This is a genomic window from Alkalicaulis satelles, assembly GCF_008630495.1.
Lineage (GTDB): Bacteria > Pseudomonadota > Alphaproteobacteria > Caulobacterales > Maricaulaceae > Oceanicaulis > Oceanicaulis satelles.
Map to the genome: position 1 here is coordinate 41880 of NZ_VWOJ01000001.1, position 23758 is coordinate 65637.

Annotated in this window: 28 protein-coding genes and 1 tRNA gene; 19 read left to right on the plus strand and 10 right to left on the minus strand. The window is 67.7% G+C overall.

Annotated elements, in window-relative coordinates; genetic code table 11:
* Nucleotides 1-2: 2 nt before the first annotated feature.
* The 3 genes from F1654_RS00180 (at nt 3) to rpmF (ending at nt 4437) form a co-directional block, all read left to right on the plus strand.
* Entirely contained in the window at nt 3-2270 is a 2268-nt protein-coding gene (locus tag F1654_RS00180) for an NADP-dependent malic enzyme (RefSeq protein ID WP_150021498.1), read from the plus strand.
* Nucleotides 2271-2351: 81 nt separating this feature from the next.
* A complete protein-coding gene (locus F1654_RS00185; RefSeq protein ID WP_150021499.1) occupies nt 2352-3980 on the plus strand; it encodes a CTP synthase in 1629 nt (542 codons plus the stop codon).
* A 274-nt stretch (nt 3981-4254) separates the two neighbouring features.
* Nucleotides 4255-4437 (plus strand): 50S ribosomal protein L32, encoded by a 183-nt coding sequence (gene rpmF, locus F1654_RS00190; RefSeq protein WP_150021500.1) that lies wholly within the window; start codon nt 4255-4257, stop codon nt 4435-4437.
* 81 nt (nt 4438-4518) lie between these two features.
* On the opposite strand, the gene F1654_RS00195 is transcribed toward rpmF, so the two are convergent.
* Complete coding sequence (locus F1654_RS00195; RefSeq protein ID WP_150021501.1) at nt 4519-4893, minus strand: 6-pyruvoyl trahydropterin synthase family protein; 375 nt, start codon at nt 4891-4893, stop codon at nt 4519-4521.
* Nucleotides 4894-4982: 89 nt separating this feature from the next.
* Here F1654_RS00195 and F1654_RS00200 point away from each other — a divergent pair, with 89 nt between their 5' ends.
* Together F1654_RS00200 and F1654_RS00205 are read left to right on the plus strand one after the other, a co-directional pair.
* Nucleotides 4983-5180, plus strand: coding sequence for a hypothetical protein (locus F1654_RS00200; protein ID WP_150021502.1), 198 nt, complete (start codon nt 4983-4985; stop codon nt 5178-5180).
* 57 nt (nt 5181-5237) lie between these two features.
* Nucleotides 5238-6548 carry a replication-associated recombination protein A gene (locus F1654_RS00205; RefSeq protein ID WP_150021503.1) on the plus strand — a complete coding sequence of 437 codons (1311 nt, stop codon included), beginning with the start codon at nt 5238-5240 and terminating at the stop codon, nt 6546-6548.
* Here the strand turns inward: F1654_RS00205 and F1654_RS00210 are convergent.
* On the minus strand, nt 6545-7120 hold the full coding sequence (locus tag F1654_RS00210; protein WP_150021504.1) for a DUF805 domain-containing protein: 576 nt from the start codon (nt 7118-7120) through the stop codon (nt 6545-6547). The genes F1654_RS00205 and F1654_RS00210 overlap by 4 nt on opposite strands.
* 304 nt (nt 7121-7424) lie before the next feature.
* Between F1654_RS00210 and F1654_RS00215 the strand changes: the two genes are divergently transcribed.
* From F1654_RS00215 to F1654_RS00255, 9 genes are all read left to right on the plus strand, one after another.
* Nucleotides 7425-7805 (plus strand): hypothetical protein, encoded by a 381-nt coding sequence (locus F1654_RS00215; RefSeq protein ID WP_150021505.1) that lies wholly within the window; start codon nt 7425-7427, stop codon nt 7803-7805.
* An 87-nt stretch (nt 7806-7892) separates the two neighbouring features.
* Nucleotides 7893-8540 (plus strand): MarR family transcriptional regulator, encoded by a 648-nt coding sequence (locus tag F1654_RS00220; protein WP_150021506.1) that lies wholly within the window; start codon nt 7893-7895, stop codon nt 8538-8540.
* On the plus strand, nt 8537-8773 hold the full coding sequence (locus tag F1654_RS00225) for a hypothetical protein (protein ID WP_150021507.1): 237 nt from the start codon (nt 8537-8539) through the stop codon (nt 8771-8773). Before F1654_RS00220 ends, F1654_RS00225 begins: the two co-directional genes overlap by 4 nt.
* A complete protein-coding gene (locus tag F1654_RS00230) occupies nt 8766-9557 on the plus strand; it encodes a DUF3307 domain-containing protein (RefSeq protein ID WP_150021508.1) in 792 nt (263 codons plus the stop codon). The genes F1654_RS00225 and F1654_RS00230 overlap by 8 nt, the downstream gene beginning before the upstream one ends.
* A 55-nt stretch (nt 9558-9612) precedes the next feature.
* Entirely contained in the window at nt 9613-9987 is a 375-nt protein-coding gene (locus tag F1654_RS00235) for a fluoride efflux transporter FluC (RefSeq protein ID WP_233205031.1), read from the plus strand.
* Nucleotides 9984-10391: a fluoride efflux transporter FluC gene (locus F1654_RS00240; protein ID WP_150021510.1), complete on the plus strand. Its 408-nt coding sequence runs from the start codon at nt 9984-9986 to the stop codon at nt 10389-10391. Before F1654_RS00235 ends, F1654_RS00240 begins: the two co-directional genes overlap by 4 nt.
* A 64-nt stretch (nt 10392-10455) precedes the next feature.
* On the plus strand, nt 10456-11436 hold the full coding sequence (locus F1654_RS00245) for an RluA family pseudouridine synthase (RefSeq protein ID WP_150021511.1): 981 nt from the start codon (nt 10456-10458) through the stop codon (nt 11434-11436).
* Nucleotides 11433-12119 (plus strand): HAD-IA family hydrolase, encoded by a 687-nt coding sequence (locus F1654_RS00250; RefSeq protein WP_150021512.1) that lies wholly within the window; start codon nt 11433-11435, stop codon nt 12117-12119. The genes F1654_RS00245 and F1654_RS00250 overlap by 4 nt, the downstream gene beginning before the upstream one ends.
* Complete coding sequence (locus F1654_RS00255; protein WP_150021513.1) at nt 12116-12856, plus strand: ATP12 family protein; 741 nt, start codon at nt 12116-12118, stop codon at nt 12854-12856. Before F1654_RS00250 ends, F1654_RS00255 begins: the two co-directional genes overlap by 4 nt.
* 84 nt (nt 12857-12940) lie before the next feature.
* Here F1654_RS00255 and F1654_RS00260 read toward each other — a convergent pair whose 3' ends face one another.
* Together F1654_RS00260 and F1654_RS00265 are read right to left on the minus strand one after the other, a co-directional pair.
* Nucleotides 12941-13759 (minus strand): hypothetical protein, encoded by an 819-nt coding sequence (locus F1654_RS00260; protein ID WP_150021514.1) that lies wholly within the window; start codon nt 13757-13759, stop codon nt 12941-12943.
* A gap of 5 nt (nt 13760-13764) precedes the next feature.
* Nucleotides 13765-14283 carry an RNA polymerase sigma factor gene (locus F1654_RS00265; protein WP_150021515.1) on the minus strand — a complete coding sequence of 173 codons (519 nt, stop codon included), beginning with the start codon at nt 14281-14283 and terminating at the stop codon, nt 13765-13767.
* Between the two features lie 216 nt (nt 14284-14499).
* Between F1654_RS00265 and F1654_RS00270 the strand changes: the two genes are divergently transcribed.
* From F1654_RS00270 to F1654_RS00280, 3 genes are all read left to right on the plus strand, one after another.
* On the plus strand, nt 14500-14904 hold the full coding sequence (locus F1654_RS00270; protein ID WP_199200400.1) for a DUF4168 domain-containing protein: 405 nt from the start codon (nt 14500-14502) through the stop codon (nt 14902-14904).
* Nucleotides 14905-15104: 200 nt separating this feature from the next.
* Nucleotides 15105-15584, plus strand: coding sequence for a hypothetical protein (locus F1654_RS00275; protein ID WP_233205032.1), 480 nt, complete (start codon nt 15105-15107; stop codon nt 15582-15584).
* A 10-nt stretch (nt 15585-15594) separates the two neighbouring features.
* Entirely contained in the window at nt 15595-16005 is a 411-nt protein-coding gene (locus F1654_RS00280; RefSeq protein WP_150021517.1) for a RidA family protein, read from the plus strand.
* Here the strand turns inward: F1654_RS00280 and F1654_RS00285 are convergent.
* Together F1654_RS00285 and F1654_RS00290 are read right to left on the minus strand one after the other, a co-directional pair.
* On the minus strand, nt 15990-17372 hold the full coding sequence (locus F1654_RS00285) for a sodium:solute symporter family protein (RefSeq protein WP_150021518.1): 1383 nt from the start codon (nt 17370-17372) through the stop codon (nt 15990-15992). The two genes, F1654_RS00280 and F1654_RS00285, sit on opposite strands and share 16 nt — an antisense overlap.
* 33 nt (nt 17373-17405) lie before the next feature.
* Nucleotides 17406-19061 (minus strand): acyl-CoA dehydrogenase family protein, encoded by a 1656-nt coding sequence (locus tag F1654_RS00290; RefSeq protein ID WP_150021519.1) that lies wholly within the window; start codon nt 19059-19061, stop codon nt 17406-17408.
* Nucleotides 19062-19217: 156 nt separating this feature from the next.
* Between F1654_RS00290 and F1654_RS00295 the strand changes: the two genes are divergently transcribed.
* Nucleotides 19218-20213: a GIN domain-containing protein gene (locus F1654_RS00295; protein ID WP_150021520.1), complete on the plus strand. Its 996-nt coding sequence runs from the start codon at nt 19218-19220 to the stop codon at nt 20211-20213.
* Here the strand turns inward: F1654_RS00295 and F1654_RS00300 are convergent.
* Nucleotides 20197-20997 (minus strand): TrmH family RNA methyltransferase, encoded by an 801-nt coding sequence (locus F1654_RS00300; RefSeq protein ID WP_199200401.1) that lies wholly within the window; start codon nt 20995-20997, stop codon nt 20197-20199. The genes F1654_RS00295 and F1654_RS00300 overlap by 17 nt on opposite strands.
* Before the next feature lie 144 nt (nt 20998-21141).
* Here F1654_RS00300 and F1654_RS00305 point away from each other — a divergent pair.
* Nucleotides 21142-21227, plus strand: a tRNA-Tyr gene (locus F1654_RS00305).
* Nucleotides 21228-21391: 164 nt separating this feature from the next.
* Here the strand turns inward: F1654_RS00305 and F1654_RS00310 are convergent.
* Genes F1654_RS00310 through ruvX form a run of 3 tightly spaced genes read right to left on the minus strand, consistent with a single transcriptional unit; the run spans nt 21392 to nt 23672 of the window.
* The gene (locus F1654_RS00310; RefSeq protein WP_150021521.1) at nt 21392-22300 is read right to left on the minus strand and encodes an AEC family transporter; all 909 of its coding nucleotides are present in this window, start codon (nt 22298-22300) and stop codon (nt 21392-21394) included.
* Nucleotides 22297-23214 carry an AEC family transporter gene (locus F1654_RS00315; RefSeq protein ID WP_150021522.1) on the minus strand — a complete coding sequence of 306 codons (918 nt, stop codon included), beginning with the start codon at nt 23212-23214 and terminating at the stop codon, nt 22297-22299. The genes F1654_RS00310 and F1654_RS00315 overlap by 4 nt, the downstream gene beginning before the upstream one ends.
* Entirely contained in the window at nt 23211-23672 is a 462-nt protein-coding gene (gene ruvX, locus F1654_RS00320; RefSeq protein WP_150021523.1) for a Holliday junction resolvase RuvX, read from the minus strand. Before ruvX ends, F1654_RS00315 begins: the two co-directional genes overlap by 4 nt.
* Nucleotides 23673-23758 lie beyond the last annotated feature (86 nt).

A 23758-nucleotide genomic window follows, 5' to 3' on the forward strand; every position in this document is an offset into this window, starting at 1 on the left:
CCATGTCCGAAATTGAACGCCTGTCCCAGACCGATGAAGACGCGCTGGCCCTGCACCGGGCCGAGCCGGCGGGCAAGATCGCCCTGAAAGCCACCAAGCCCATGGCGACCCAGCGCGATCTGGCGCTGGCCTACAGCCCTGGCGTGGCCGCGCCCGTGCGCGCCATCGCCGCCGATCCGGACGCGGTCTACGACTACACCTCCAAGGGCAATACGGTGGCTGTGGTCTCCAACGGCACGGCCATTCTGGGCCTGGGCGATCTGGGCCCCGCCGCCTCCAAGCCGGTAATGGAAGGCAAGGCGGTGCTGTTCAAGCGCTTCGCCGATATCGACGCGTTCGATCTGGAGATCGCCTATACCGACCCGGACCGCTTCGTGGACTGCGTGGCCGGGTTCGGCGACACGTTCGGCGGCATCAATCTGGAAGACATCAAGAGCCCGGAATGCTTCGAGATCGAGACGCGCCTGCGCGAACAGCTCGACATTCCGGTCTTTCATGACGACCAGCACGGCACGGCCATCATCGCGGCGGCGGGCCTGATGAACGCCTGCCATCTCACCGGGCGTAAGCTGGAAGAGGTGCGCGTGGTGCTGGTCGGCGCGGGCGCAGCGGGCCTGTCCGTGCTTGAACTGATCAAGTCGCTGGGCGTCCAGGACGACAATGTCACCATTATCGACCTCAAGGGCGTGGTGCACGCTGATCGCAATGATCTGCACGACAAGCTGCGCCGCCATGCGCGCAAGACCCATCTGCGCACGCTGGACGAGGCCATGGCTGACGCCCATGTGATGCTGGGCCTGTCGGCAGGCGGCATTGTCACGCCCGCCATGGTCAAATCCATGGCCGCCGACCCGGTCATCTTCGCCATGGCCAACCCGACGCCGGAAATCATGCCCGACGCGGTCAAGGCGGTGCGTTCGGACGCCATCATCGCCACGGGCCGGTCCGACTTCCCCAATCAGGTCAATAATGTGTTGGGCTTCCCCTATATATTCCGTGGCGCGCTGGACGTGCGCGCCAAGACCATCAATGAGGAGATGAAGCTCGCCGCCGCCCATGCGCTGGCTGATCTGGCCCGTCAGGACGTGCCCGACGAGGTGGCCGCGGCCAACAAGTCGGGCGCGCTGAAATTCGGGCGCGACTACATCATTCCCTCGCCCTTCGACCCACGCCTGATCAGCTTCGTGCCGCCCTATGTGGCGCGCGCGGCGGTGGACTCAGGCGTGGCGCGCATTGCGCTGAAAGACCCCCAGGATTATGGACGGCGCCTGGCCCGCCGGCTCGATCCCACCGCCGCCCTGCAGCAGCGCGTCACCGCCTCCATCCGCGGCACGGGCAAGCGCATCGTGTTCGCCGAAGGCGAGGAGCCCAGCGTCATCCGCGCCGCCCACGCCTTCCAGTCCCAGGGTCTGGGCCAGGCCGTGCTGGTGGCGCGCGACGATATCGCCCGGCGCAATATGCGCGAGCTGGGCCTGCCCGAGGACGAGCTGGATATCTGCAACGCCCGGCTTTCGGACCGCAATGCGGACTATGCCGACTGGCTCTATGACCGCCTGCAGCGCCGGGGCTATCTGCGCCGCGACGTGCAGCGCCTGGTCAATAATGACCGCAACGTGTTTTCCGCCTGCATGCTCAAATTCGGCGATGCGGACGGCATGGTGACCGGCGTCACGCGCCATTTCACCAACACCCTGTCCGACATCCGCCTGGTGCTGGACGCCGCGCCCGGCGGGCGGATCATCGGCCTGTCGGTGGCGCTGGCCAAAGGCCGTACGCTGGTGATCGCCGACACCAATGTCACCGAGTTCCCGGACGCCGAAGGCCTGGCCGAAATCGCCGAGGGCGCAGCCCACGCCGCCAGCCGGCTGGGCCTGTCGCCGCGCGTGGCCTTCCTGTCATACTCCACCTTTGGCAATCCGCCAGGCGAGCGCACCGCCAAGGTCCAGCGCGCGGTGGAAATCCTCACCGAGCGCGGCGTGACCTTCGAGTATGAAGGCGAGCTGGCCGCCGACATCGCCCTTAATCCGGACCATCACGAGGTCTATCCGTTCTCGCGCCTCACCGATGCGGCCAATGTGCTGGTCATGCCCGCCGTGCACTCGGCTTCCATCGCCACGCGCCTGCTCAAATCGGCGGGCGGGGCGACGGTGATCGAGGGCCTGCTGATCGGCCTGGAAAAATCGGTCCAGATCGCGCGCGTGGGCTCGCCCGTGTCCGACATCGTCAATCTGGCGGGCATGGCCAGCTTTGATCTCAGCCAGCGCAGCTGAGGCGGTTGTTGTAGCGAGGGGCAGCAGCAAGGGCGCCTGAGCGCTTTTGCGTCCGGTGATTCTGCGCTAAACCGTCCGCCCATGCCGCGATATATCTTCATCACCGGCGGCGTGGTCTCCTCTCTTGGAAAAGGCCTCGCTTCCGCCGCCCTCGGCGCCCTGTTGCAGGCGCGTGGGTATTCCGTGCGCCTGCGCAAGCTGGACCCGTATCTCAATGTCGATCCGGGCACCATGTCGCCCTATCAGCATGGCGAGGTGTTCGTCACCGATGACGGGGCGGAGACCGATCTCGATCTGGGCCATTACGAGCGCTTCACCGGCGTGCCCGCCGCCCAGAGCGACAACATCACCACCGGGCGCATCTATTCGGACATTCTGGCGCGTGAGCGCCGGGGCGATTATCTGGGCGCCACCGTCCAGGTGATCCCCCACGTCACCGACGCCATCAAGGCCTTCGTCCTGTCGGATGCGGGGGATGTGGATTTCGTGCTGTGCGAGATCGGCGGCACGGTGGGCGATATCGAGGGCCTGCCCTTCTTCGAGGCGATCCGCCAGCTGGGCCAGGAACTCGGCCGCGACCGGGCGGTGTTCGTGCACGTCACCCTTCTGCCCTATATCAAGGCCGCCGGGGAGATGAAGACCAAGCCGACCCAGCACTCGGTCAAGGAGCTGCGCTCCATCGGCATCCAGCCCGACATCCTCCTGTGCCGGTGCGAGATACCCATCGAGCCCGGCGACAAGCGCAAGATCGCCCTGTTCTGCAACGTGCCCGAAAAGGCCGTGATCGAGGGGCGCGACGCGGCCTCGCTCTATGACGTGCCGCTGGAATACCACGCCCAAGGGTTCGATTCGGTGATCCTGGACCGCTTCGGCATCGCCGACGCGCCAGAACCCGACCTGTCGGTCTGGGAAGGCATCTCGCAAGCCGTGCACAATCCTGATGGCGAGGTCACCATTGCGGTGGTGGGCAAGTACACCGTGCTCGCCGACGCCTATAAATCCCTGCTGGAAGCGCTCACCCATGGCGGCATCGCCAACGCGGTGAAGGTGCGCGTGCGCTGGCTGGACTCCAGCCAGTTCGAAGAACCCGACAATTTCGCCGCGCTGGAAGGCGTGCACGCCATTCTGGTGCCCGGCGGGTTCGGCGAGCGCGGCGCGGAAGGCAAGATCGCCGCAGCCCGCTTCGCGCGCGAGCGCAAAGTGCCGTATTTCGGCATTTGCTTCGGCATGCAGATGGCCGTGATCGAGGCCGCGCGCCATCTGGCCGGGGTGGAGGGCGCAGGCACCACCGAGTTCGGCCAGCCCAAAGAGGCGGTGGTGGGCCTGCTCACCGAATGGGTGAAGGATAACGAGACCGTGCGCCGCTATGCTGGCGGGGATCTGGGCGGCACCATGCGTCTGGGCGCCTTCCCGGCGGCGCTGAAAGACGGCTCGCGCGTGCGCGCGATCTATGGCGCAGAGCGCATCGAGGAGCGCCACCGCCACCGCTATGAGGTCAATATCGCCTGGCGCGAGCGGCTCGAGGCGGAAGGGCTCGTCTTCTCAGGGCTCTCGCCCGACGGCGTCCTGCCCGAGATCGTGGAATACCCCGACCATCCCTGGTTCATCGGCGTGCAATTCCACCCCGAATACAAATCCCGCCCCTTCGCGCCCCATCCGCTCTTCGCCAGCTTCATCGCCGCGGCGGTGGAGCATTCACGGTTGGTGTAGGGGGGCTGAGCCTCCTTCCGACGTAATTCTGCCCTCCATTCCCCATGCGTTTTCCCGTCGCAAGACGGGATCCAGACTCCGCGCTGCAAGTGGGCCCCGTCTTTCGACGGGGAAACGCGGATTGAGGGGCCAGGCGTTCAGGTGATAGCCCCCACCGCACAGCGCCCATTGCCAGCCCGGTGCGAAACCGGTATAGCCCGCCGCTCATTGCCTGCGTGCGCTGTCAGGCCGCGCGCGCAAGACCGGATCAGCTTTGAATTTGTAGGAGAGACCCATGGCGGTCCCCAAGCGCAAAACCTCCCCGTCCAAGCGCAATATGCGCCGTGGCCACGACGCCATTGGCACCACGGCCTATATCGAGGACAAGGACACTGGCGAGCTGCGCCGTCCGCACCATGTCGACCTGAAGTCGGGCATGTATCGCGGCAAGCAGATTCTGACGCCGAAAGAAGACTGATCTGTCCATAACGGACCGGTTTGAAAGCCCCTGCGCGAGCCATCGCGCGGGGGTTTTGCGTTGGGCCGGGGAACAGTCTGGTCAGGCGCGGCGCAGCACGGCCTTCTCGCCGCAGCTCGGGCGGCGGATTTCCACGCTGACCAGGCCGGGCAGGACCGGGTCGAGTTTCTCGAACACCCAGCGTGCAATGGCTTCAAGCGAGGGATGCTCCAGCCCCTCCACCTCGTTGAGGAGGCGGTGATCCAGCTGGTCGCGCACCTTGGCGATCTGCGCGTCAATCTCCCAGAAATCGCGCACCATGCCGCTCTCGCTGGCGGGCGCGCCCGACAGGGTCACCGTGCCCGCGAAGGAATGGCCATGCATCCGCGAGAAGGGATGGGCGGCGTCCTTGTGGCTGAAATGGTGAGCGGCGTCGAAGGTGAAGTCCTTCGAGATTTCCAGTACGAATGCAGACATGGCTTCCTGACCTGAGCGTGGCGGGCCATATACACGAAAGGCGCAGCTCATGGGAACCGCGCCGCGCTGCTGATTGCGAGAGCCCTGTCATGAACGACAAACCGACCCGCAAGCCGGTCACTCCGGTCACCGTCCTGATCTGGGCGCTGCCCGTGCTGGGCGGGCTGGCTGTGATGGCGCTGGCCTTTGCGCGCGGCTGGGAGCCGTGGTTCGGCTATGGCGCTGTCATCGCCGGGGTTCTGGGCGCGGTGATGCTGGCCAGCGAGCATTTCGGGGTGAGCGGTTAACGAGCATATGCGCGCGCCGTCTTGGCGCCGGGCGTTCGCGCGCCCAGTCTTGCGCCCATGAGTGACCTGTTCCAGTCCGCCGGCCTTGAGACGGATGCGCCGCGCCCGCTGGCCGACCGGCTGCGCCCGCAATCGCTGACAGACGTCGTCGGCCAGGACCATGTTCTGGCCCCGGACGCGCCGCTGGGCCGCATGCTGGCGCGGGGCGCGCTCTCCTCCATCATATTGTGGGGCCCGCCGGGCGTGGGCAAGACCACGATTGCGCGGCTTTTGAGCGAGGAGACCCGTCTGGCCTTCGAGCCGCTCTCGGCGGTGTTCTCCGGTGTGGCGGATCTGAAAAAAGCCTTCGAGCGCGCCCGCGCCCGGCGCGCCTCGGGGCAGGGGACCTTGCTGTTCGTCGACGAGATCCACCGCTTCAACCGCGCCCAGCAGGACGGCTTCCTGCCCGTGGTGGAGGCGGGGGTGGTGACGCTGGTCGGCGCCACCACGGAGAATCCCAGCTTCGAGCTCAACGCCGCGCTGCTCTCGCGCTGTCAGGTGATGGTGCTCAAGCGCCTGGACGCGCCTGCGCTGGAGCAGCTTCTGGCCCGCGCCGAAGCCCATGAGGGCCGGCCCCTGCCGCTGGACCCGGACGCGCGCGCGACCCTGATTGCGCTGGCCGATGGGGACGGGCGCTATCTCCTCAACCTGGCCGAACAGGTCTTCACCGCCGAGCCGGAGGCGGCGCTGGATCCGGCGGGGCTCGGCGCGCTCGTCCAGCGCCGCGCGCCGGTCTACGACAAGGACCGCGAGGGCCATTACAATCTTATCTCCGCCTTGCACAAATCGGTGCGCGGATCGGACCCGGACGCGGCGCTCTACTGGCTGGCGCGCATGCTGGAGGCGGGCGAGGACCCGCTCTATCTGGCGCGCCGTCTGGTGCGCATGGCCAATGAGGATATCGGCCTGGCCGATCCCGGCGCAGTGCATGCGGCGCTGGCGGCCAAGGACGTCTATGATTTTCTTGGCAGTCCCGAAGGCGAGCTGGCGCTGGCCCAGGCGGTGGTGCATCTGGCCTGCGCGCCCAAATCCAACGCGGTCTACGCCGCCTGGAAAGCTGCGCAGCGCACGGCGAAGGCCACCGGCTCGCTCAATCCTCCCAAGCACATCCTCAACGCGCCGACCAAGTTGATGAAGGCCGAAGGCTATGGGGCGGGCTATGAATACGATCACGACGCACCAGACGGCGTCTCCGGCCAGGACTATTTCCCCGACGAAATGGGCGAGCGCCCGGTCTTCTACCAGCCCGGTGACCGCGGCCGTGAAGCCCAGCTGAAAGAGCGCCTCGCGCGCTGGCGGGCCCTGCGTAAGGAGCGCCGGGGCGGTTAGGGCGTCTTCCTTTTGAGCCAGTGATCAGGGATGGGCGTATCGGGCGGGCCATATCGGTTGGGGCCGGCCTGGCCGGGCGCATGCATCAGGTGGTACACATAGGCTATGGCAGGTATGGCAACGCACAGAATAACAAGTGCGGCCGTGATCAGGCCGGCCACCAGCCCCCCGAGAAACAGCGCGAGCCCTATACTCAACAGAGTGATCGGGGGCGCACACAACGGCCCGATGGCCCAGACCCAGCTGCGCCCATGATCATGGGCGCGCCGGATCAGCCAGAAGAAAAAATCCAGACGCCAGAGGAGTGTGAACAGCACAATGGGCGTGAAGGAGGAGAACGCCAGAAGAGGGTGAATCCCAACCGCCAACCAAAGCAAGACAAGGCTCGTCAGTATGGCGGCGATCCCGCCCAACAAGAAAACGAGGCCAATCCGGATACAGACCGCAAAATATGCGGCCGAGCCGGTGAATCCCACCATGGGCTGCGCTGCGCGGCCCTGCGGGTTGGACGCGGCCAGAAAGGCCGAGGGATGAAAGTGCTCATGGTTGCGCGTTATCAGCCAGACCAGCATATGCCCTCCCTCCTTGGCGGCGGTTGCCCACCCCGGTCAGATTGCGCGCCGCCGGGCCCTCAAGGCAACCGGTTGGCGCTCCATCTCGCACATCCATCTCTCCCGACATGCCGCCAGAGAGACCGAAAGCCGGTCGTGTGCAGTTGCAGCATGGGGCCTGACTAAATTGTGCATGCGCACACAGATCAGCGCGTGTGAAAAACTAAACCGGCGCGTATTTATTTTATCCAATATAGACAATCTAATTGATTTGGACGGGCGGTATCAGTACACGCATCCTCATGGTTTTTCAGGGGAGGCCATCATGAATCCGATTCGCATTCACTTGCTTCTGGGGCTGGTCTGGCTGATCGCGGGCATGGCTCTGGGCGAGCATATGGGCCGCACCGGCGATCACAGCCAGATGCCCACCCACGCCCACGCCATGCTGGTGGGCGGGGTGCTGCCGGTGCTCTGGGCTCTGGTCTACCGCGCGTTTGGGCTGGCCCAGGGCCTGCTGGCCTGGATCCAGACCGGCCTGCACCATGTGGGATCTCTGGTCATGATCATCGCGCTGTATTTCTATTACGGCCCGATGAGCCGAGACGAGGCGCTCGGCCCGGTTCTCGGCGTGTCGGCCATGCTGGTGATCGCGGCTACCGTGCTGATGCTCGTGCTGGCCCTGCGCGCGCGTACCTCGGACTGAGGCGGGCGAAGGGCAAGGCCTGCGGGCGTTGCGCACGCTGCGCAGGGGCGCCAAGGTCACCCGGCTGTGAGCTGAGGAGGCGTCCCTGTGCCCAAAACCTGCGCTGTTCTGACGGGCGATCTCATCGGGTCCACCCGGGCGGGCGCGGCGTCGACCCATGCCGCCTTTGACGCGCTGGCTGAGGCGGACCGGGCGATTCGCGCCTGGCCGGGCGAGGCCGGCGCGCCGGCCCTTGAGCGCTTTCGCGGGGATGGCTGGCAGGCCATGGTGCTTGAACCGCTTTTGGCCCTGCGCGCGGCGTGCCTCTACAGCGCGGCGGTGCGCGCCACTGGCAAGACCGCCGCGACGCGCCTGTGCGCCGGGCTGGGGCCGGTAAAAGCCATTCCGAAAGACGGCGCTCTGGGCGCCGGCGAGGGCGAGGCCTTCGTCCTGTCCGGCCACGGCCTTGAATCCATGCCCAAGGCCCTGCGCATGAGCGCGCGCGTTTCAACCTCCGCCGGGCCGGATATCGGGGGCTGGGCGCCGGCCGCGTTCGGGCTGGCGGGCGCGCTCAGCGCGCGATGGACGCCCCGGCAGGCGCAAGTGATGCGCCATCTCCTGTTGCTCGATGCGCCCACCCAGGCGGCCCTGGGCGTCCAGCTCGGCATATCCCAGCAAACCGTGCAGGACCATTTCGAGAGCGCTGAAGGCCCGGCCCTGCTGGCGGTTCTGGAGCAAATGGAGGCCTCGGCATGAGTGAGGCGTCACAGGCGAAACAGGCTGTTATTCCAAATTACAGGCGAATAAGCCTGTATTTCAGGATTACAGGCGAAAAAGCCTGTTATGCGCGCGCCACCCAACAGCCGGAAAAGGCTGTAATCGAGGAAAACAGCCGAAAAGGGCTGTTATTCAGGCCCGCAGGAGAACAGCCGAAGAGGGTTGTAATCCACAAAAACAACCGAAAAAAGTTGTTATCGGGCCATGCTTGAAACCGCGCTGGCCCTGCTCGCCGCCCATGCGCTGGCCGATTTCGTGCTCCAGTTCAACTGGATCATCGCCAACAAGCGCAAACCTTGGGCCTTCGCCCTTCACGCCCTGATCGTCGGGGTCACGGCGGCGGCGGCGCTGGGATTATGGTTGGGGACGCCGGGAGAGGTCTGGGCGGCGGTGGGGCTGGTGCTGGTGAGCCACGCGCTCGTGGATGGGCTCAAGACCTGGGGCCGCATGCCGGGCTTCATCGCCAGAATTCTGGAGCCGCAGGGCGCTCCGGGACCTCGCCGCAAGTTCGCCGCTTTCAGTCTCGATCAGCTGGCCCATCTGGGCTTCATCGCGCTGGCCGCCTTCGCGTTCCCCAACGCATTCGCCATGGGCGAATGGGCCTGGCGCCTGCCCGATGCGGGGGCGGGGCTCGCCATGGCTTACGCCTTGGGCGCCGGCTTCATCATCGCCACGCGCACGGGCCAGTTCGCCATCGCCCTGTTCATAGAGCGTTTTGAGCTGCCGGATCTGGAGACCACGGACCCCAGCGCGGACCAGGGCCTTAAGGAGGGCGGCGCCTGGATCGGCCTCCTGGAGCGCACAGCGGTGTTCGTCCTGGTGCTGGCGGGTCAGTTCGCGGCCATCGGCTTTCTGATCGCGGCCAAGTCGGTGCTGCGCTTCCAGTACGCCCGCGACCGCAGCCACAGCGAATATGTGATCATCGGCACGCTGGCGAGTTTCAGCTGGGCGGCGGGCGCCGCCGTCCTGACTGCAGAGGCCCTGCAACGCCTGTGAGCGGGCGTGCGCGCCCTTGCCGGGGCGGGCGGGGCGGCCTAACGCTGCGGGTATGATGCAGTGGCTCTTGATCATGCTGGGCGGCGCGCTGGGCGCGGCGGCGCGCCTGTGGGCGGCGGGCGCGGTGCAGCGCCTGGCCGGCGGCGCGTTTCCCATGGGCACGCTGGCGGTCAATATCTCCGGCGCGGCGCTGCTGGGCGTGCTGGCGGGCGCGTTTGCCGGCGCGGGCGAAACGGCGCTGTCCGCCGTCTGGGCGTTCTTCGCCATCGGGCTTCTAGGCAGCTACACCACTGTCTCGGCCTTTACGCTGGACACGCTGGGCCTGTTGAAGGCCCGCCGCCTTGGGCTAGCTGTGCTGAACATGGCCGCCTCCTTCGCCCTGTCGCTGCTGGCGGCGGCGGGCGGTTACGCGTTGGGGGCGGCGTTATGAAACAGCTTCCCCTCTATCTGGCGATAGCTGCGGGCGGCGCGCTGGGGGCTGCGGCGCGCCATCTGGCCTCTGGCGCCATGCTGGCGCTCATGGGGCCGGGCTTTCCCTGGGGCGTGCTCACGGTCAATGCGCTGGGCGCGTTCGCCATCGGGCTGTACGCCGCGCTTGCGGGGCCTGACGGGCGCTGGTCCGCCGGGCCGGTGCAGCGCGTCTTCGTCATGGGCGGGTTTTGCGGCGGCTTCACCACGTTTTCGATCTTCTCGCTGGAAGCCCTTGAGCTCATCCAGTCCGGCGCGGCGGGGCTGGCGGGCCTGCTGATCGCGGCTTCGGCCCTGATCTGGATGGCGGCGGTGTGGGCGGGGGCCGCGACGGGCGAGCGGTTCGGCGCGTCCGGCCCGCGTTAAGCGCGCGGCCCGCACCGGCAGGCGCCCCTTGCCCGCAGGCGCGTGCGCGCCTATCCCAACGCCCATGAGCGCTGTTCAGACCATCGAAGTGAGCCAGGCCGAGGCGGACATGCGCCTCGACCGCTGGTTCAAGAAGCATTTCCCCCACATCCCCCACGGTCGGGTGGAGAAATTCCTGCGCACCGGACAGGTGCGCGTGGACGGCGCGCGCGCCAAGGGCAATCAGCGCCTGGAGGCGGGCCAGATCGTGCGCGTGCCGCCCATGCCCGAGCCCGGCGCGGTGAAGGCCGAGGCGCCGCTGACGCGCGAGGATGCGGCCTATGCCCGATCTCTGGTGATCTACAAGGACGCTGATCTGATCGCGCTGAACAAGCCTCATGGCCTGGCCGTGCAGGGCGGGTCCAAGACCACGCGCCATGTGGATCGCCTGCTCGAGGCCTTCGGCAAGGGCGATGAGCGCCCGCGCCTGGTGCACCGGCTGGACAAGGACACGTCCGGCGTTCTGGTGGTGGCGCGCACCGCCGACAGCGCGCGCCGGCTGGCGCGCCTGTTCCAGACCCGCGACGTGAAGAAAGTCTACTGGGCGGTGGCGCTGGGCGTGCCCGCCCCGCATGTGGGCGAGATCAGCGGCTTCCTGAAGAAGTCCGGCGGCGCCGAAGGCGACCGCGAGCGCATGGTCGCCGCCCGTCACGGCGAGGAGGGCGCCCAGCACGCCGTCACCCACTATTCCGTCGCCGACCATGCCGGGCGCCGGGTGAGCTGGGTGGTGCTGAGCCCGGAGACCGGGCGCACCCACCAGCTGCGCGTACATCTGGCCGAATTCGGCCACGCCATTCTGGGCGACGGCAAATATGTCTGCGACATTCCCACGCCCGAAGGCCTGTCGCGCAAGCTGCACCTGCACGCACGGCGGGTGGAGATCCCGCGCCCGGGCAAGCCGCCGGTCGTCATCGAGGCGGAGCTGCCCGTCCACATGAGCGAGACCTTCGCCGCCCTGGGCTTCGACTTTGACGCCGCCGGCCCGGCCGAGGAGGCGCTGGGGTGAGCGGTCTCAAACTGGCGGTGTTTGATGTGGACGGCACGCTGGTGGATTCGCGCCAGGTGATCCACGCGGCCATGACCCGCGCCTTCGAGCGCGCAGGGCTCGGACCCATCGCCTATGACCGGGTGCGCACGATTGTGGGGCTGGAGCTGTCTGAAGCCGTGGCGCGCCTGGCGCCGCCCGATTTTGGCGAGGCGCGCGTGATTGCGCTCACCGGCTTTTACAAGGAGGCCTTCGTGGAGCAGCGCGCCGAACGCGGCTTTTCCGAGCCGCTCTATGAGGGCGCGCGTGAGACGGTGGAGCGCCTGTGCGATGAAGGCTGGCTTCTGGGCGTGGCCACCGGCAAGGCGCGGCGCGGGCTGGACATCGTGTTCAGCCATCATGATCTGCACCGCCATTTCCAGACGCTTCAGACCGCCGATGGCGGGCCGGGCAAGCCTCATCCGCGCATGGTGCTCGACGCCATGGCCGAAACCGGCGTGCGGCCCGAAGACACGGTGGTGATCGGCGATACCGGCTGGGACATGACCATGGCGCGCAATGCCGAGGTCCATGCGCTCGGGGTGAGCTGGGGCTTTCACACCCCGGATGAGATCATGGATGCCGGCGCCCACGCCATCCATCACGACTTCGCGGCCCTTAACGCCGCCCTCGACCTTTTCGCCAGCACGCGGAGCGCCGCATGAGCATGTCGAAAGCCAAAGCCGAGAACCGGCCTCTGCCGCGTCGCTTCTATGCAGAGGTGAACGCTGCGCCCGGTGCGGAGGGCTGGCGCGTGCTGCTGGACGGACGCCAGGTGCGCACCCCGGCCAAATCCGTTCTCGCCTTGCCCGGGGAGACGCTGGCGCGTGCGGTGGCCGCCGAGTGGGCCGCGCAAGGCGAACACATCAATCCCTTCACCATGCCCGTCACCCGGCTATGCCATGTGGCGTTGGACCGGATGGGCGCGGTGCGCGCCGAAGCCGCCGCGGAGGTCGCCAAATTCGCCCGTACCGATCTTCTGAGCCATCGCGCCGATGACGCAGAGCTGGCCGCGCGTCAGGCCGCAGCCTGGGATCCCTGGCTCGACTGGTCGGCCAAGGCGCTGGACGCGCCGCTCAAGGCCGCAGCCTCCATCACGGCGTTGGCCCAGCCTGAAACCTCCATCGCAGCGCTGGAGCGCCGGGCGCTGGCGCTGGACGATGTCCGCCTCACCGGCCTCGTCAGCGCCGCGCCGCTTCTGGGCTCGGCCGTGCTGGCGTTTGCGCTGCTGGAAGGCGAAGACACGGGCGAGGTCCTGTTCACGGCTGCGCGCCTTGAAGAGCTGTGGCAGGCCGAACGCTGGGGCGAGGACGCCGAAGCCGCAGAGGCCCGGGCCAATGCCCGGCGCGATCTTCTGGGCTGCGAGACCCTGTTCCGGGCTCTAGATACCGATACTGTATGAGCTTGGATGGGCCTGACGCCAAAAAGGGCCTTTCGGTACGCAATTCGGGGGATAGCGCCAGGCTTGGAGGGGTGTCAGCCCGGCTCAGCCCGGATCGCTGACCACTTGTACGCCCAGCTCCGGCGCGGGTGAGAAATCGGCCACCACCGGCGCGCCGCGCGCCTGCAGGCGCACGTCTTCAGCGATGGCGGTCAGGGCGTCCCGCCTCAGCGGACCGGTTACGCCGATCACATGGTCTCCCTCGCGCCACCACACCAGCGGGTCGCCATCCATCGAGGCCTGATGCAGCGTCTCGCTTGGCGCCGGCCCGGTGCGCCGCACCAGGATCCGCACGGTTTCACCTTGCGGACCAGCATATTCCAGCGCGTTGAGGGCGCCGTCCGGCGCCGCACGGGTGATCGATGCCGTCAGCTGCAGGCCATGGCCGGTCAGTTCCGGCGGGGCCATGACCGGCTCATTGGCCAGCCCGGCCTGGAAGGCGGTGGCGTCTGCAGCCTGTCCGCCGAGCATCACCAGTTCGGACGGCGGCTGGCCGGGATCCGACGCGGGCAGGCTGCCCGCCATCCAGCCGCCGGCGAAGACGAGAATGGCCGCCGCCGCCGCGCCTGTGCGCCGCACCCAGCGGTCGGCGGCTTCAGCGCGCCGGGCGGCGCGGGCGATCAGGGCGGGCGCGCGCCCGCTTTCCTGCGGACGGGCATAGGCGTCCAGAGCGGCGGCCAGGCGCTGCTCTGCGGCGCGGTCAGACTCGATGCGCGCAGCCAGTCCGCTATCGGATTCAAGGGCCTGGCGGGCGAGGGCGGCTTCGGGCGAGTCCGGATCCAGAGCGCCGTCCAGCCAGTCGCGGGCCAGCGCATCCAGCGGTCCGGCGTCAGTGTCCTGAAGCGTGTCGGGCAAATGTTTCATGGAGATCACCTCACAACGCGCACGGGCGGACGGACGGGCTCGGCGTCCACAGCTTCGCGCAGGGCGGAGCGGGCGCGCGAGATCTGGGAACGCAAGGTGGCCTCCTTGACGCCGAGAATGCGGGCGGCTTCCCCGGTGGAGTGACCTTCCACCGCCACCAGGGTCAGCGCCGCGCGCTGCTCTGCGGGCAGGGCGTCCAGCGCATCAAGCGCTTCGGCGCAGGCCAGGCGTGCGTCCTGGTTGGAGGCGGTGCGCTGGACAGGCGCGGATTCGGGATCGTTCAGGGGCGCCTCGCGCCGGGCGGCCTGGCGGCGCAGATCGAGATGAGCGCGATAGACAATGGTCATCAGCCAGCTGCGCGCACGGTCAGGCTGGCGCAGTTGGCGGCGCTTGCGGATGGCCGTCTCTGCGGCGATCTGAACCAGATCATCGGCATCGAACGCATTGCCCGTGAGGGCGCGCGCGAACCGCCGCATGGCGGTGAGATGGCGGGCTATGATCCGGCTGAGGTCTTTGGCGTTCATGCGCTCAGTGTCCAGTCGCTCGTATGTATGACGTCTGAAACAATCAATATGTTGCAGGACATGGCGCATGCATAACACGGGAAATCCCGAAATGACCAAATTGTAATGCAATATGCTTGCAACAAACATCTGCGCGCCAGCGTCTCATACACAGCGCGCCCGGCATGCGGGCCGTGCAGCAATGAATGGAGACTGGCTCTAATGACTTCGATTTTCATGACGACGGCTTCCGCACTGGCTCTGGCGCTGGGCGCTGCGAGTGCAGCTCCGGCCGCCGCCGCTCTGGCGCAGCAACAGGGACAGCAGCAGGGCATGCCGGCCCAGCAAGAGCCGCAAATCGAGCCGGTGAGCGATGAAGAAATCTGGAGCTTCGTGCGCGCCGTGGACGATGTCAGCGAGATTGTCGAGGACATGCGCCCGCAACTCGAAGCGGCCCAGGACCCTGAAGAAGCTCAGGTGATCCAGCAGGGCGCCCAGGCCGAGATGCTCGAAGCGGTCGAAAGCCATGGCCTCTCAGCCCAGCGCTATAACGAGATCAATGCTGCGGCTCAGTCCGATCCGGAACTCGGCGGACGCGTGGCCGAGATCGCCCAGGAGCATCGTGAGCAGCAGGGCGGCTAAGCTCTCGCCACACTGTTCCTTTGACGGCGCCGGCGATCCGGCCCGCCGCGTCACCGGCCCGTCCGCACCCCCGGCTGCACATGCCCCGCAGCCGGGGGTGTCGCATTTCTGGGGCTCGCATTCAGGCGGTTAGCGCTTCATCAAGCATGAGCGGGCAGGGTGGCGGACTTGAGAGTGTCATAATCCAAAGGGCGCCGCCCATGACCGCCACGGCCCTGATGCCGCCGCCGGACGCGCTTCGGTCTGCCAATATTCATCCCGAGACCGGGCTTGCGACCGATTACCTCAACCATTTCAATGAAGTGGTAATGTTGCTCGAGATGCTGCCCGACATGCCCGATTGCGCCGAAGACGTGCTCGCCTGGGCGCCGTGCGGCTATGAGGATCATTTCGAGCGCACCGGCTATAGCGGGCGCGAGACCGTGATCGAGGCCTGGCGCGCCGCCCCGCGCGCAGTGCGCGCCCATTTCGAAACCCTGATCACCGTGCTCGACGATGTCATCATCAGCCTTCAGGCGCAGGTGGCGGCAGGTGACCTGGCTGGCGCGGCGCTGGCCGCGCGCAGCGAGGCCGAGCCGCTGCTGGCGGCGGCGCGTGCGGCGGTGCATGGTCACGTCACGGGCGAATCCGATCCCGATCAGGACGCCGCCCAGGCCAGTGTTGACGCGTTGTTCGGGTGAGGACTGAACCATGACGAAATCTCGTGTGCGCATCACCTCCGGCGCGCCATGGGAAGACAGGGTCGGCTATCGCCGGGCGGTGCGCTGCGGCGATCAGGTTTTCGTCTCCGGCACAGTGTCGGTGGACGCTGACGGCCGGCCCCATGCGCCGGGCGATGCGGGCGCGCAGGCCGAACGCTGTCTTGAGATCATTCTGGCCGCACTGGCGCAATTCGAGGCGGGGCCGGAGCATGTGGTGCGCACGCGCATCTATGTCACCGACATGGCGCCTGAAAGCCAGGCCGCGGTGGGCGCGGCGCACCGGGCGGTGTTCGCCGCCCATCCCCCGGCCAGCACCATGGTGGGGGTGAGCGCGCTCGCCGCGCCGGACTTCATCGTGGAGATCGAGGCCGACGCGATCCTGGATCAGGCGGGCGCCTGAGATTTCAGCGCGCGGCTGATCAGGGCCGCCAGCACATAGGCGCCGCCAGCGGCCAGGATCGAAAACAGGAACGAGCCGGGGATCTCGAACACCCAGCCGCCCAGCCAGATGGTGATCAGTCCGCCCGCCAGCGCCGCCAGCGCGCTCCACTCGTCGCCGAATTTCGTGTGCAATCCGATCATGAGCGAGACCAGCAGCCCCGCCGATCCCAGCGAGGAAGCGAGTTCGACCAGGCCGTAAATCGTCTCGCCGCGCGTGGCCACCAGATAGGCGCACGCGCCCGCCACGACAGTCAGAACCCGCGCCGCCACAAGCTTCTCGCGCGGACCGGCGCTGGTGCGCACCCGGCTGTAGAGGTTTTCTGTGGTCAGAGCGGAGACCGCCAGAAGGGCCGAATCCACCGTGGACAGCACCGCGGAGAACAGCGCCCCGGCGAACACCACGAACAGGGCGGTGGGCAGCAGCTCGGCGGCCAGATTGGGCAGGAAGAGATCGCCCGCCGAGGCGTCAAAGCCCGCGCCCGCCCCGATCAACCCGAAAGCCAGCGGGAAAAAGCCCACCGCCAGGTATAGTCCGCCCGCCAGCAGACCGCCGCGCACGGCGATTTTGGCGGTCTTCGAGCCGAGAAAGCGCGAGATCAGCTCCTGGGCCACGATGGAGCCGAGGATGGGGATGGCGAACGCGTCCAGACGCTCCAACCAGCTTTCGCCCGGCGCGATCAGGATCAGTTGTTCAGGCCGGATAGAGGCGATGGCCTGGGCCGGGCCGCCGGCGTGATCGATCAGCGCAAACAACAAGATGACCAGCCCGACCAGCACGATCGAGCCTTGCAGGATATCGGTCACCACCGAGGCCAGCAGCCCGCCCAGCAGCGTGTAGACAATCACCAGTCCCGTCACCGCCATCAGTGTTGTGCCCACAGGCAATCCGGCGACTGTGGCCAGCAATGCGGCCAGCGCCAGCAGCTGGGCCGCCGCCCAGATGACGGAGGTGGGGATGGACACGCAGGCCGCGGCGATTTCGGCGCGCCCGCCAAACCGGTCGCGGAAGAAATCGGCCAGCGTGATATAGCCCTTGGCGCGCAAGGCGCCAGCCACGGCCAGCGCGGCGATCACCAGGCAGATGGCGTATCCGAAGGGTTCGGCGCGTGCTCCGGCGATGCCTTCGCTGGCGATGATGGCGCTGGCGCCCATCACGGTCTCGCCGCCAAACCATGTGGCGAACACCGAAATTCCCACCGCGAACATGCCCAGGCGCCGCCCCGCGACGAGGTAATCCACATCGCCCGCGATTCGGCGCGACGCCCACAGCGCAATGGCCAGCTGGAGCAGGACATAGGCGGCCAGGGCCGCGATCATCCAGGTCATGGCATGCGCTCCAGATACGCTCTGACGGGGGTACTACACGGCCAGCCGGGCTCGGCCGATCAACCACTCGGCGTCTATGGCCGCCTCGCCTGCGCCCAGCGTGGTGGCGGTCTCGGCGATGCGCCTTGCGATATAGGCCTGCAGGGCCAGGTCCAGCCCGGCGCGCTGGAGCGCTGCGGCGGTCAGGAGGGTGGCGGACAGTTCGGCGAAACGGCGCGCGCGCGCTTCGCCCAGGCCGTCGGCCATCATGGCGCGCAGAGCCGAGAGGCGCTGGTCCACAGCCGGGTGCAGCCCGGCGAGGGTGGAAAGCTCGGCCTCCAGCGCCTCGCGCGCTGACGTGTCCCGGGACAGCGCGCGCAGCACGTCCAGCGCGATGACATTGCCCGAGCCTTCCCAAATGGCGTTGAGCGGGCTCTGGCGGAACATGCGCGGCAGCGGATGCTCCTCCACATATCCCGCTCCGCCATGAGCCTCCATGGCCTCATAGACCAGATAGGGAGCGCGCTTGCAGATCCAGTATTTGGCGATGGGCGTGGCGATGCGCGCGAACGCCGCTTCGGCCGGATCTTGCGCCGCCTTGTCAAAGGCTTGCGCCACGCGGAAGGCGAGGGCGAGGGCCGCTTCGGCCTCCAGGGACAATTCAGCCAGAACCTCGCGCATCAGGGGCTGGTCGATCAGGCGGCGCTGAAACGCGCTGCGCCGGTCGGCATGCCAGATGGCGTGGGCGCTGACCGTGCGGATCAGGCCCGCCGAGCCGGCCAGGCAATCGAGCCGTGTGTGATTGACCATCTCGATAATGGTGCGCACGCCGCGTCCCGGCTCGCCGATCCGGCGCGCCCAGGCCTGACGGTATTCGATCTCGGACGAGGCGTTGGAGCGGTCGCCCAGCTTGTCCTTGAGGCGCTGAATCTCAATCGTGTTGCGGGTTCCGTCCGGGCGCCAGCGCGGGACCAGGAAACAGCTCATGGCGCCGTCCTCGCCGCCCTCATAGGCCAGCGTCAGGAAGGCGTCGCTCATGGGCGCCGAGCAGAACCATTTATGGCCGGTCAGCACCACCTCGTCCTCAGCGCCTGCCGGTTCGGCGCGGGTGGTGTTGGCGCGCACGTCCGAGCCGCCCTGTTTCTCGGTCATGGCCATGCCGATAGTCAGGCCGGATTTTTGCTGCATGGGCAGGAAGTCAGGGTCGTAGCGCGTGCTCAGCGCCCCCTTGATCCAGTCCCCCGTCCAGCCGGCATGGCGCAGGGCTGGAACGCAGGCATAGGTCATGGACATGGGACAGCACACGCCCGCATCGCCGTGTCCCATCAGCATGAGCAATCCGGCATGCAGGGCGTGGCCCGCCGTGTCCGTTGTCCACGCCGCTGACGAGACGCCGTGGCTCAGGCCCAGCGCCATCAGACCGTGATAGGCGGGGTGGAACTCCACTTCATCGACCCTCTGGCCGAAGCGGTCGAACGGTTTGAATTTCGGCGGGTTTTCATTGGCGGTGCGGCCCAGCTCCTGGACCCGTTCACTGCCGACTTCAGCGCCGAACTTCGACAGGGCGCCGCGGTGAACGCCCGCACCCGATCGCGCCAGCGCCTCGCGCAGCATCACGTCGTCATCATGCCAGTTCACCCCCGTCAGCGGCTCTGACTGGTTGAAGACGCTATGGGTGGCGAGCTCGGTGCGCGGGGCGTGATGGGTCATGGGCGAGAGAAAAGACCCTTGGCGCGTGCGAGTCGATAGGGTTCAGGCGCTTCTCATGACGGTTTTTTCACGCTTGCGAACGCATCCGTATGGCAAGCTTGGCGCATCGGGACTTCTGAAGGCGCATCTGGCGCCAGCAGGACAAGGGAGACGGGCATGATGAAGATTTACGCAAGCGGGCTGGCCGCCCTGACGCTGGGCGCCGCGCCGGCGGCGCTGGCCCAGCAAGGTCAGGGCTATGACGCCGGGGTCGTCCAGATCGCCAATTTCATCGGGAATATCGAGATCCGCGAGGGCGGCGAGCGCATTGTCGTCGAAGCGCGCCCCGGCGCGGGCGGGCAGGACGCGGCCAGCGTACGCCTCTCGGGCGGGGTGGTGGCCATTGATGGCGGGCAGAGCGTGGGCCGTGTCAACTGCCGGCGCCGTGATGGCGAGGCTTATATCGGCGCGCGCGGCGGCTGGTTCGGTCTGGGCGGCGCGCAGACCGCACTGAGCGATTATCCTTCGCTGGTCATTACCGCGCCGGCTTCCATGGGCCTGGTGATCCGTCAAAGCCTCTATCAGGGCGAGGCGGGCGCGCTGGGCGAAGCCGATCTGGAGATGCGCAGCTGCGCTCATTTCCGCGCCGGCGACATCGCCGGACCGCTCACTGCGCGCATGTCCGGCTCCGGGGCGCTGACCGCCGGTAATGTGGGGGCGGACGCCGACCTGGTGCTGTCGGGCTCGGGCCGGGTCACCACAGGCGATATCGCAGGCGCCGCCGATGCGCGCATTTCCGGTTCCGGCGCTGTGCGGACCGGAGACATCTCCGGGCCTTCAAGCGTCACGGTTTCGGGCTCGGGCGGGTTCCAGGCTGGCGAAATCGGTGACCTCACCGCCGTGGTGTCCGGCTCCGGGAGCGTGCGCGCCAGCGGCCAGACCGGCGCCCTGACCACGCGTATTTCCGGCTCGGGCTCGGTGCGTCTGGGCTCAGGGCGCGCGGACCCGTTGCGCGCCACCATCTCGGGTTCCGGCTCGGTGCGTCATGGCGGCGAAGCGGCCAATGCCGATGTGAACATTTCCGGTTCGGGTTCGGTGCGCGCGTCGCGCTTTACCGGCGAGACCCGCTGGCGAGGCCGGGGCGCACCGCCCGCTTCTAGCGCGGCGGATTGATGCGGGGGTCGTGGCGGGAGGCCTCGTAGAGGGCCACCGCCGCGGCCGCCGACACATTCAGGCTTTCGGCCTTCGCGCCCATGGGGATGCGCGCCAGCGCGTCGCAGCTTTCAGCCACGCGCGGGCGCAGGCCCGTGCCTTCCGCACCCATCACAATCACCAGGCCCGGCCCGGCATGGGCGGCGGTCAGCTCTGCGAGTGAGGCTTCGGCCTCGCCCGCCAGCCCGATCACGAACCGGCCCGCCTTGCGCAAGGAGAGCAGCGTGTCGGCGATATTGGTCACGCGCACATGGCCGATCACCTCGGTGCAGCCCACCGAGGCCTTGCACAGCGCCCCGAACACGGGCGGCGCCTTGCGGTCCTGCATGATCACCGCGCGCGCGCCGAAGGCGGCCGCCGAGCGGAAAATGGCGCCGGCGTTTTGCGGGTCGGTGATCTGGTCGAGCACCACCAGCAGCCCGTGGGTGGGATCAGCCACCGCCTGCAGCGGTTCGGCGTCCAGCACGCCGGCCTTCAGGGCGAAACCCTGATGCACCGCGCCGGGCGGCAGCTTGGCGTCCAGCTCGCCGGGCAGTTCGACTTTGGCGAACGCCTTGTCGGCGTTTGACAGATCATTGGAGGCGTTGCGCGTGACATGCAGCGAGATGCGCTTGCGGCGCGGATTGGCGAGCGCTGCGAGCACCGCATGGCGGCCCCATATCCAGCCCTCATCGGGGTTCTCCCGGGGGCCTGAACGGCGTGCTGCATCAGGCTTGCGGGGCGTATTGCGCCGGGTAGGGGTCATGACTATAGTCCGCGCTCCAAATCGGGGAGCCGCCTCGTTAAAGCGCCTTGCGCTCCAGTGCAATGACGCTTCAGCGGGGCTGTTTTTCGATTGGACCCGGCGAAACCGGCCAGACCGGATCGCGCCGCCATAAGGCGGACCCTTGGAGGGGTGGGAGAGTGGTTAAATCCAGCAGACTGTAAATCTGCCCGCTTCGGCGTACGCTGGTTCGAATCCAGCCCCCTCCACCATCCTTCGCTCGCTCACGCGAGCTTCGGCTGGGCAAGCCTTTACCTGTCATTCGAGCGAAGGATGTCCCGCCATAGCCGAAGGCGAAGGCGGACCGGGCCCTCCAACCAAATCTCATCAAAGCGGACTTGTCCCGCCGAAGCCGTCAGGCGAAGGCGGACTGGGCTCAAATCATCAACGCCAGCGCGGTCACCAGCGGCAGGGCCAGCGCGCTGGTCAGGACGGTCAGGGTGATCATGCCCGCCACCAGGCCCGGCTCCGAGCGGAAATCGGCGGCGAAGGCGTAGGTGACGGCGGCGGCGGGCGCGCCGCCGGCCAGCGCCAGCAGGGCGGCGGATTCGCCTCTCAGCCCGAACGCCAGCGCCAGGCCCAGATAGATCGCCGGGGCGATGAGAGTGCGCAGCAGCGCGGCCGCAGCGAGTGCGCGCAAGCGGCCCTTGAGGGCGGCGAAATCCAGCCCCGCGCCCATGGCCAGCAGAATCACTGCCATGGTTCCCGCCGCCGTCAGCTCCAGTGGCGTCAGTAGAAACGGCAGCCGTGCCAGCCCGGCGAGATTGGCGGCCATCCCCGCCGCGCAGGCGATCAGCACCGGATCGCGCACGATGCGTTGGAGCGCGGCGCGCGGGCCGGCGCCCTGACTGGCGGCGAAACCGGCCACGGCTGCGCCCGCGCCCAGCACCACGCCGGGCAGCACCACGGCGGCGCCGGTAATGTCCGGCCCGAACAGGCGCTCGGCCAATGCCATGGTCAGCACCAGATTCCACAAGGCCGCCACTGCGGTCAGCGCTGCGGTCTCCGCCGGTTTCAGGCCCAAGGCGCGCCCAGCCGCCAAACCCAGCGCGATCATGATCAGCGATCCAGAAGTGGAGGCCAGGGCCAGCTCACCTACATGATCGCCGCTAAGGTCGGCGCGCGTGATCATCACGAACAGGAAGGCGGGCAGGAGGACGCGGTGATTGAGCGCGTTGACCCCGCTCCACAAGGTACGGTCCATCAGCCCGCTGGCGCGCACCAGCCAGCCCAGGGCGATCATGGCGAACACCGGCGCGAAGGCGGAGGCGATCAGCGCGCTCATCCGCCCGCCAGCCAGATCCAGAAAGGCATGGCGATGAAGGCCAGAAGCGTCGTGGCGGTGACATGGCCCGCCGTCAGGCGCGCATCCCCGCCCATTTCGCTGGCCAGCACATAGGCCGCCGCGGCGCCGGGCGTAGCCCCCACCGCCACCAGCACCGCCAGCGCCACGCCTTCCACGCCGAACGCCAGTCCCAGCGCATAAAACGCCAGCGGCGCGGCGATGAGCTTGAGCGCTACCGCCAGAGCCAGCAGGCGCGGGCGGGCTTTCAGGGCTGAGAAGTCGAGCCCGGCGCCAATGGCCAGCAGCAGAAGGGGCAGGGCGGCGCGGCCCACAAGCGCGATGGTGTCGGCGATCACGCCGTCCTGGAACAAGCCGGAGAGATTGGCGGCAAGGCCCGCCAGGCAGCCCAGAATCAGCGGGTTGGCGGCGATGCGCCAGGCCACCTGCTTGAGGTCTGGCGCCCGGTCGCTGGCGCCCCAGACCGACAGCACCGCCACGCACATCACATTGATCAGCGGCACGGTGGGCGCGAACACCAGGGCGGCCAACGCTGCGCCTTCCGCGCCAAAGGCGGGCGCAGCGAGCGCCAGCAGAACAAAGCCGTTCCAGCGCACGCCGCCCTGGAACACGCTGGTGAAGGCCGGGCCGTCCGCGATCAGCGGCTTCAAGGCCAGAGAGACCACAGCCATCACCACAAAGCCCAGCGTCACCGCGATCAGGAATGGCCCGGCCTGCAGCCCGTCATAATCGGCGCTGGCGATGGTGGAGAACAGGAGCGCAGGCAGAAGCGCCTGATAACATAGACGGTTCACTCCACCCCACAGTTCCGCGCGCACCAGGCGGGTGCGCCGCAACAGCCAGCCCAGCGCGATCACGCCGAATACCGGGATCAGCGCCGCCGTCAGCGCACTCATGAATCCGTCCCGCCGCGCGCAATGGCGTCCAGGGCGCCACGCAAGATATCGGCCGCCGCCTCTGCGTCGATCATGTCTTTCAGGTCTGCGTGCCTGACGCCCGCCTGCAACAGACGCTCGGACGCCTCGAAGGTGGACAAACGCTCGTCCTGATACACCACCGGCAAGTCGCGCAGGCGCAAGAGATTGGTCACGAAAGAGCGGGAGGACTGGGCCCTGCGCCCGTCCCCGCCATCCATGTGCAGGGGCAGGCCCACCACCAGCCCGGCGCAGCCGCGCTCGTCATAGAGCTTCAGGAGAGCTTCAGAATCCTGCGTGAATTTGGTGCGCTGGATCGTGGTCAGCGGCGTGACCACCGTGCGCGCGGCGTTGCACACCGCCACGCCCAGCGTGCGCGAACCGGGATCGACCGCCATCAGCGGTCCCTTGGGCAAATGGGCGGGATCGAGAAACAGCATGCGCCCATCTACGCCGCTCAGCGCGCCGCCGCAAAGCCTGCTGACACAAGAAAGCCTGTCAGGATAGGGCGCTCAGATGGTTAACC

What these genes read in the sequence shown, in the direction of transcription:
- F1654_RS00265 (WP_150021515.1), bottom strand. Translation starts at nt 14,283, where the DNA reads ATGAACGCCAAAGACCTCAGCCGGATCATAGCCCGCCATCTCACCGCC.
- F1654_RS00245 (WP_150021511.1), top strand. Translation starts at nt 10,456, where the DNA reads ATGAGCGCTGTTCAGACCATCGAAGTGAGCCAGGCCGAGGCGGACATG.
- F1654_RS00285 (WP_150021518.1), bottom strand. Translation starts at nt 17,372, where the DNA reads ATGACCTGGATGATCGCGGCCCTGGCCGCCTATGTCCTGCTCCAGCTG.
- F1654_RS00315 (WP_150021522.1), bottom strand. Translation starts at nt 23,214, where the DNA reads ATGAGTGCGCTGACGGCGGCGCTGATCCCGGTATTCGGCGTGATCGCG.
- F1654_RS00230 (WP_150021508.1), top strand. Translation starts at nt 8,766, where the DNA reads ATGCTTGAAACCGCGCTGGCCCTGCTCGCCGCCCATGCGCTGGCCGAT.
- F1654_RS00195 (WP_150021501.1), bottom strand. Translation starts at nt 4,893, where the DNA reads ATGTCTGCATTCGTACTGGAAATCTCGAAGGACTTCACCTTCGACGCC.
- F1654_RS00225 (WP_150021507.1), top strand. Translation starts at nt 8,537, where the DNA reads ATGAGTGAGGCGTCACAGGCGAAACAGGCTGTTATTCCAAATTACAGG.
- F1654_RS00295 (WP_150021520.1), top strand. Translation starts at nt 19,218, where the DNA reads ATGATGAAGATTTACGCAAGCGGGCTGGCCGCCCTGACGCTGGGCGCC.
- F1654_RS00275 (WP_233205032.1), top strand. Translation starts at nt 15,105, where the DNA reads ATGACCGCCACGGCCCTGATGCCGCCGCCGGACGCGCTTCGGTCTGCC.
- F1654_RS00255 (WP_150021513.1), top strand. Translation starts at nt 12,116, where the DNA reads ATGAGCATGTCGAAAGCCAAAGCCGAGAACCGGCCTCTGCCGCGTCGC.
- rpmF (WP_150021500.1), top strand. Translation starts at nt 4,255, where the DNA reads ATGGCGGTCCCCAAGCGCAAAACCTCCCCGTCCAAGCGCAATATGCGC.
- F1654_RS00215 (WP_150021505.1), top strand. Translation starts at nt 7,425, where the DNA reads ATGAATCCGATTCGCATTCACTTGCTTCTGGGGCTGGTCTGGCTGATC.
- F1654_RS00280 (WP_150021517.1), top strand. Translation starts at nt 15,595, where the DNA reads ATGACGAAATCTCGTGTGCGCATCACCTCCGGCGCGCCATGGGAAGAC.
- F1654_RS00180 (WP_150021498.1), top strand. Translation starts at nt 3, where the DNA reads ATGTCCGAAATTGAACGCCTGTCCCAGACCGATGAAGACGCGCTGGCC.
- F1654_RS00185 (WP_150021499.1), top strand. Translation starts at nt 2,352, where the DNA reads ATGCCGCGATATATCTTCATCACCGGCGGCGTGGTCTCCTCTCTTGGA.
- F1654_RS00210 (WP_150021504.1), bottom strand. Translation starts at nt 7,120, where the DNA reads ATGCTGGTCTGGCTGATAACGCGCAACCATGAGCACTTTCATCCCTCG.
- F1654_RS00205 (WP_150021503.1), top strand. Translation starts at nt 5,238, where the DNA reads ATGAGTGACCTGTTCCAGTCCGCCGGCCTTGAGACGGATGCGCCGCGC.
- F1654_RS00310 (WP_150021521.1), bottom strand. Translation starts at nt 22,300, where the DNA reads ATGAGCGCGCTGATCGCCTCCGCCTTCGCGCCGGTGTTCGCCATGATC.
- F1654_RS00240 (WP_150021510.1), top strand. Translation starts at nt 9,984, where the DNA reads ATGAAACAGCTTCCCCTCTATCTGGCGATAGCTGCGGGCGGCGCGCTG.
- ruvX (WP_150021523.1), bottom strand. Translation starts at nt 23,672, where the DNA reads ATGCTGTTTCTCGATCCCGCCCATTTGCCCAAGGGACCGCTGATGGCG.
- F1654_RS00235 (WP_233205031.1), top strand. Translation starts at nt 9,613, where the DNA reads ATGCAGTGGCTCTTGATCATGCTGGGCGGCGCGCTGGGCGCGGCGGCG.
- F1654_RS00290 (WP_150021519.1), bottom strand. Translation starts at nt 19,061, where the DNA reads ATGACCCATCACGCCCCGCGCACCGAGCTCGCCACCCATAGCGTCTTC.
- F1654_RS00300 (WP_199200401.1), bottom strand. Translation starts at nt 20,997, where the DNA reads ATGACCCCTACCCGGCGCAATACGCCCCGCAAGCCTGATGCAGCACGC.
- F1654_RS00270 (WP_199200400.1), top strand. Translation starts at nt 14,500, where the DNA reads ATGACGACGGCTTCCGCACTGGCTCTGGCGCTGGGCGCTGCGAGTGCA.
- F1654_RS00200 (WP_150021502.1), top strand. Translation starts at nt 4,983, where the DNA reads ATGAACGACAAACCGACCCGCAAGCCGGTCACTCCGGTCACCGTCCTG.
- F1654_RS00260 (WP_150021514.1), bottom strand. Translation starts at nt 13,759, where the DNA reads ATGAAACATTTGCCCGACACGCTTCAGGACACTGACGCCGGACCGCTG.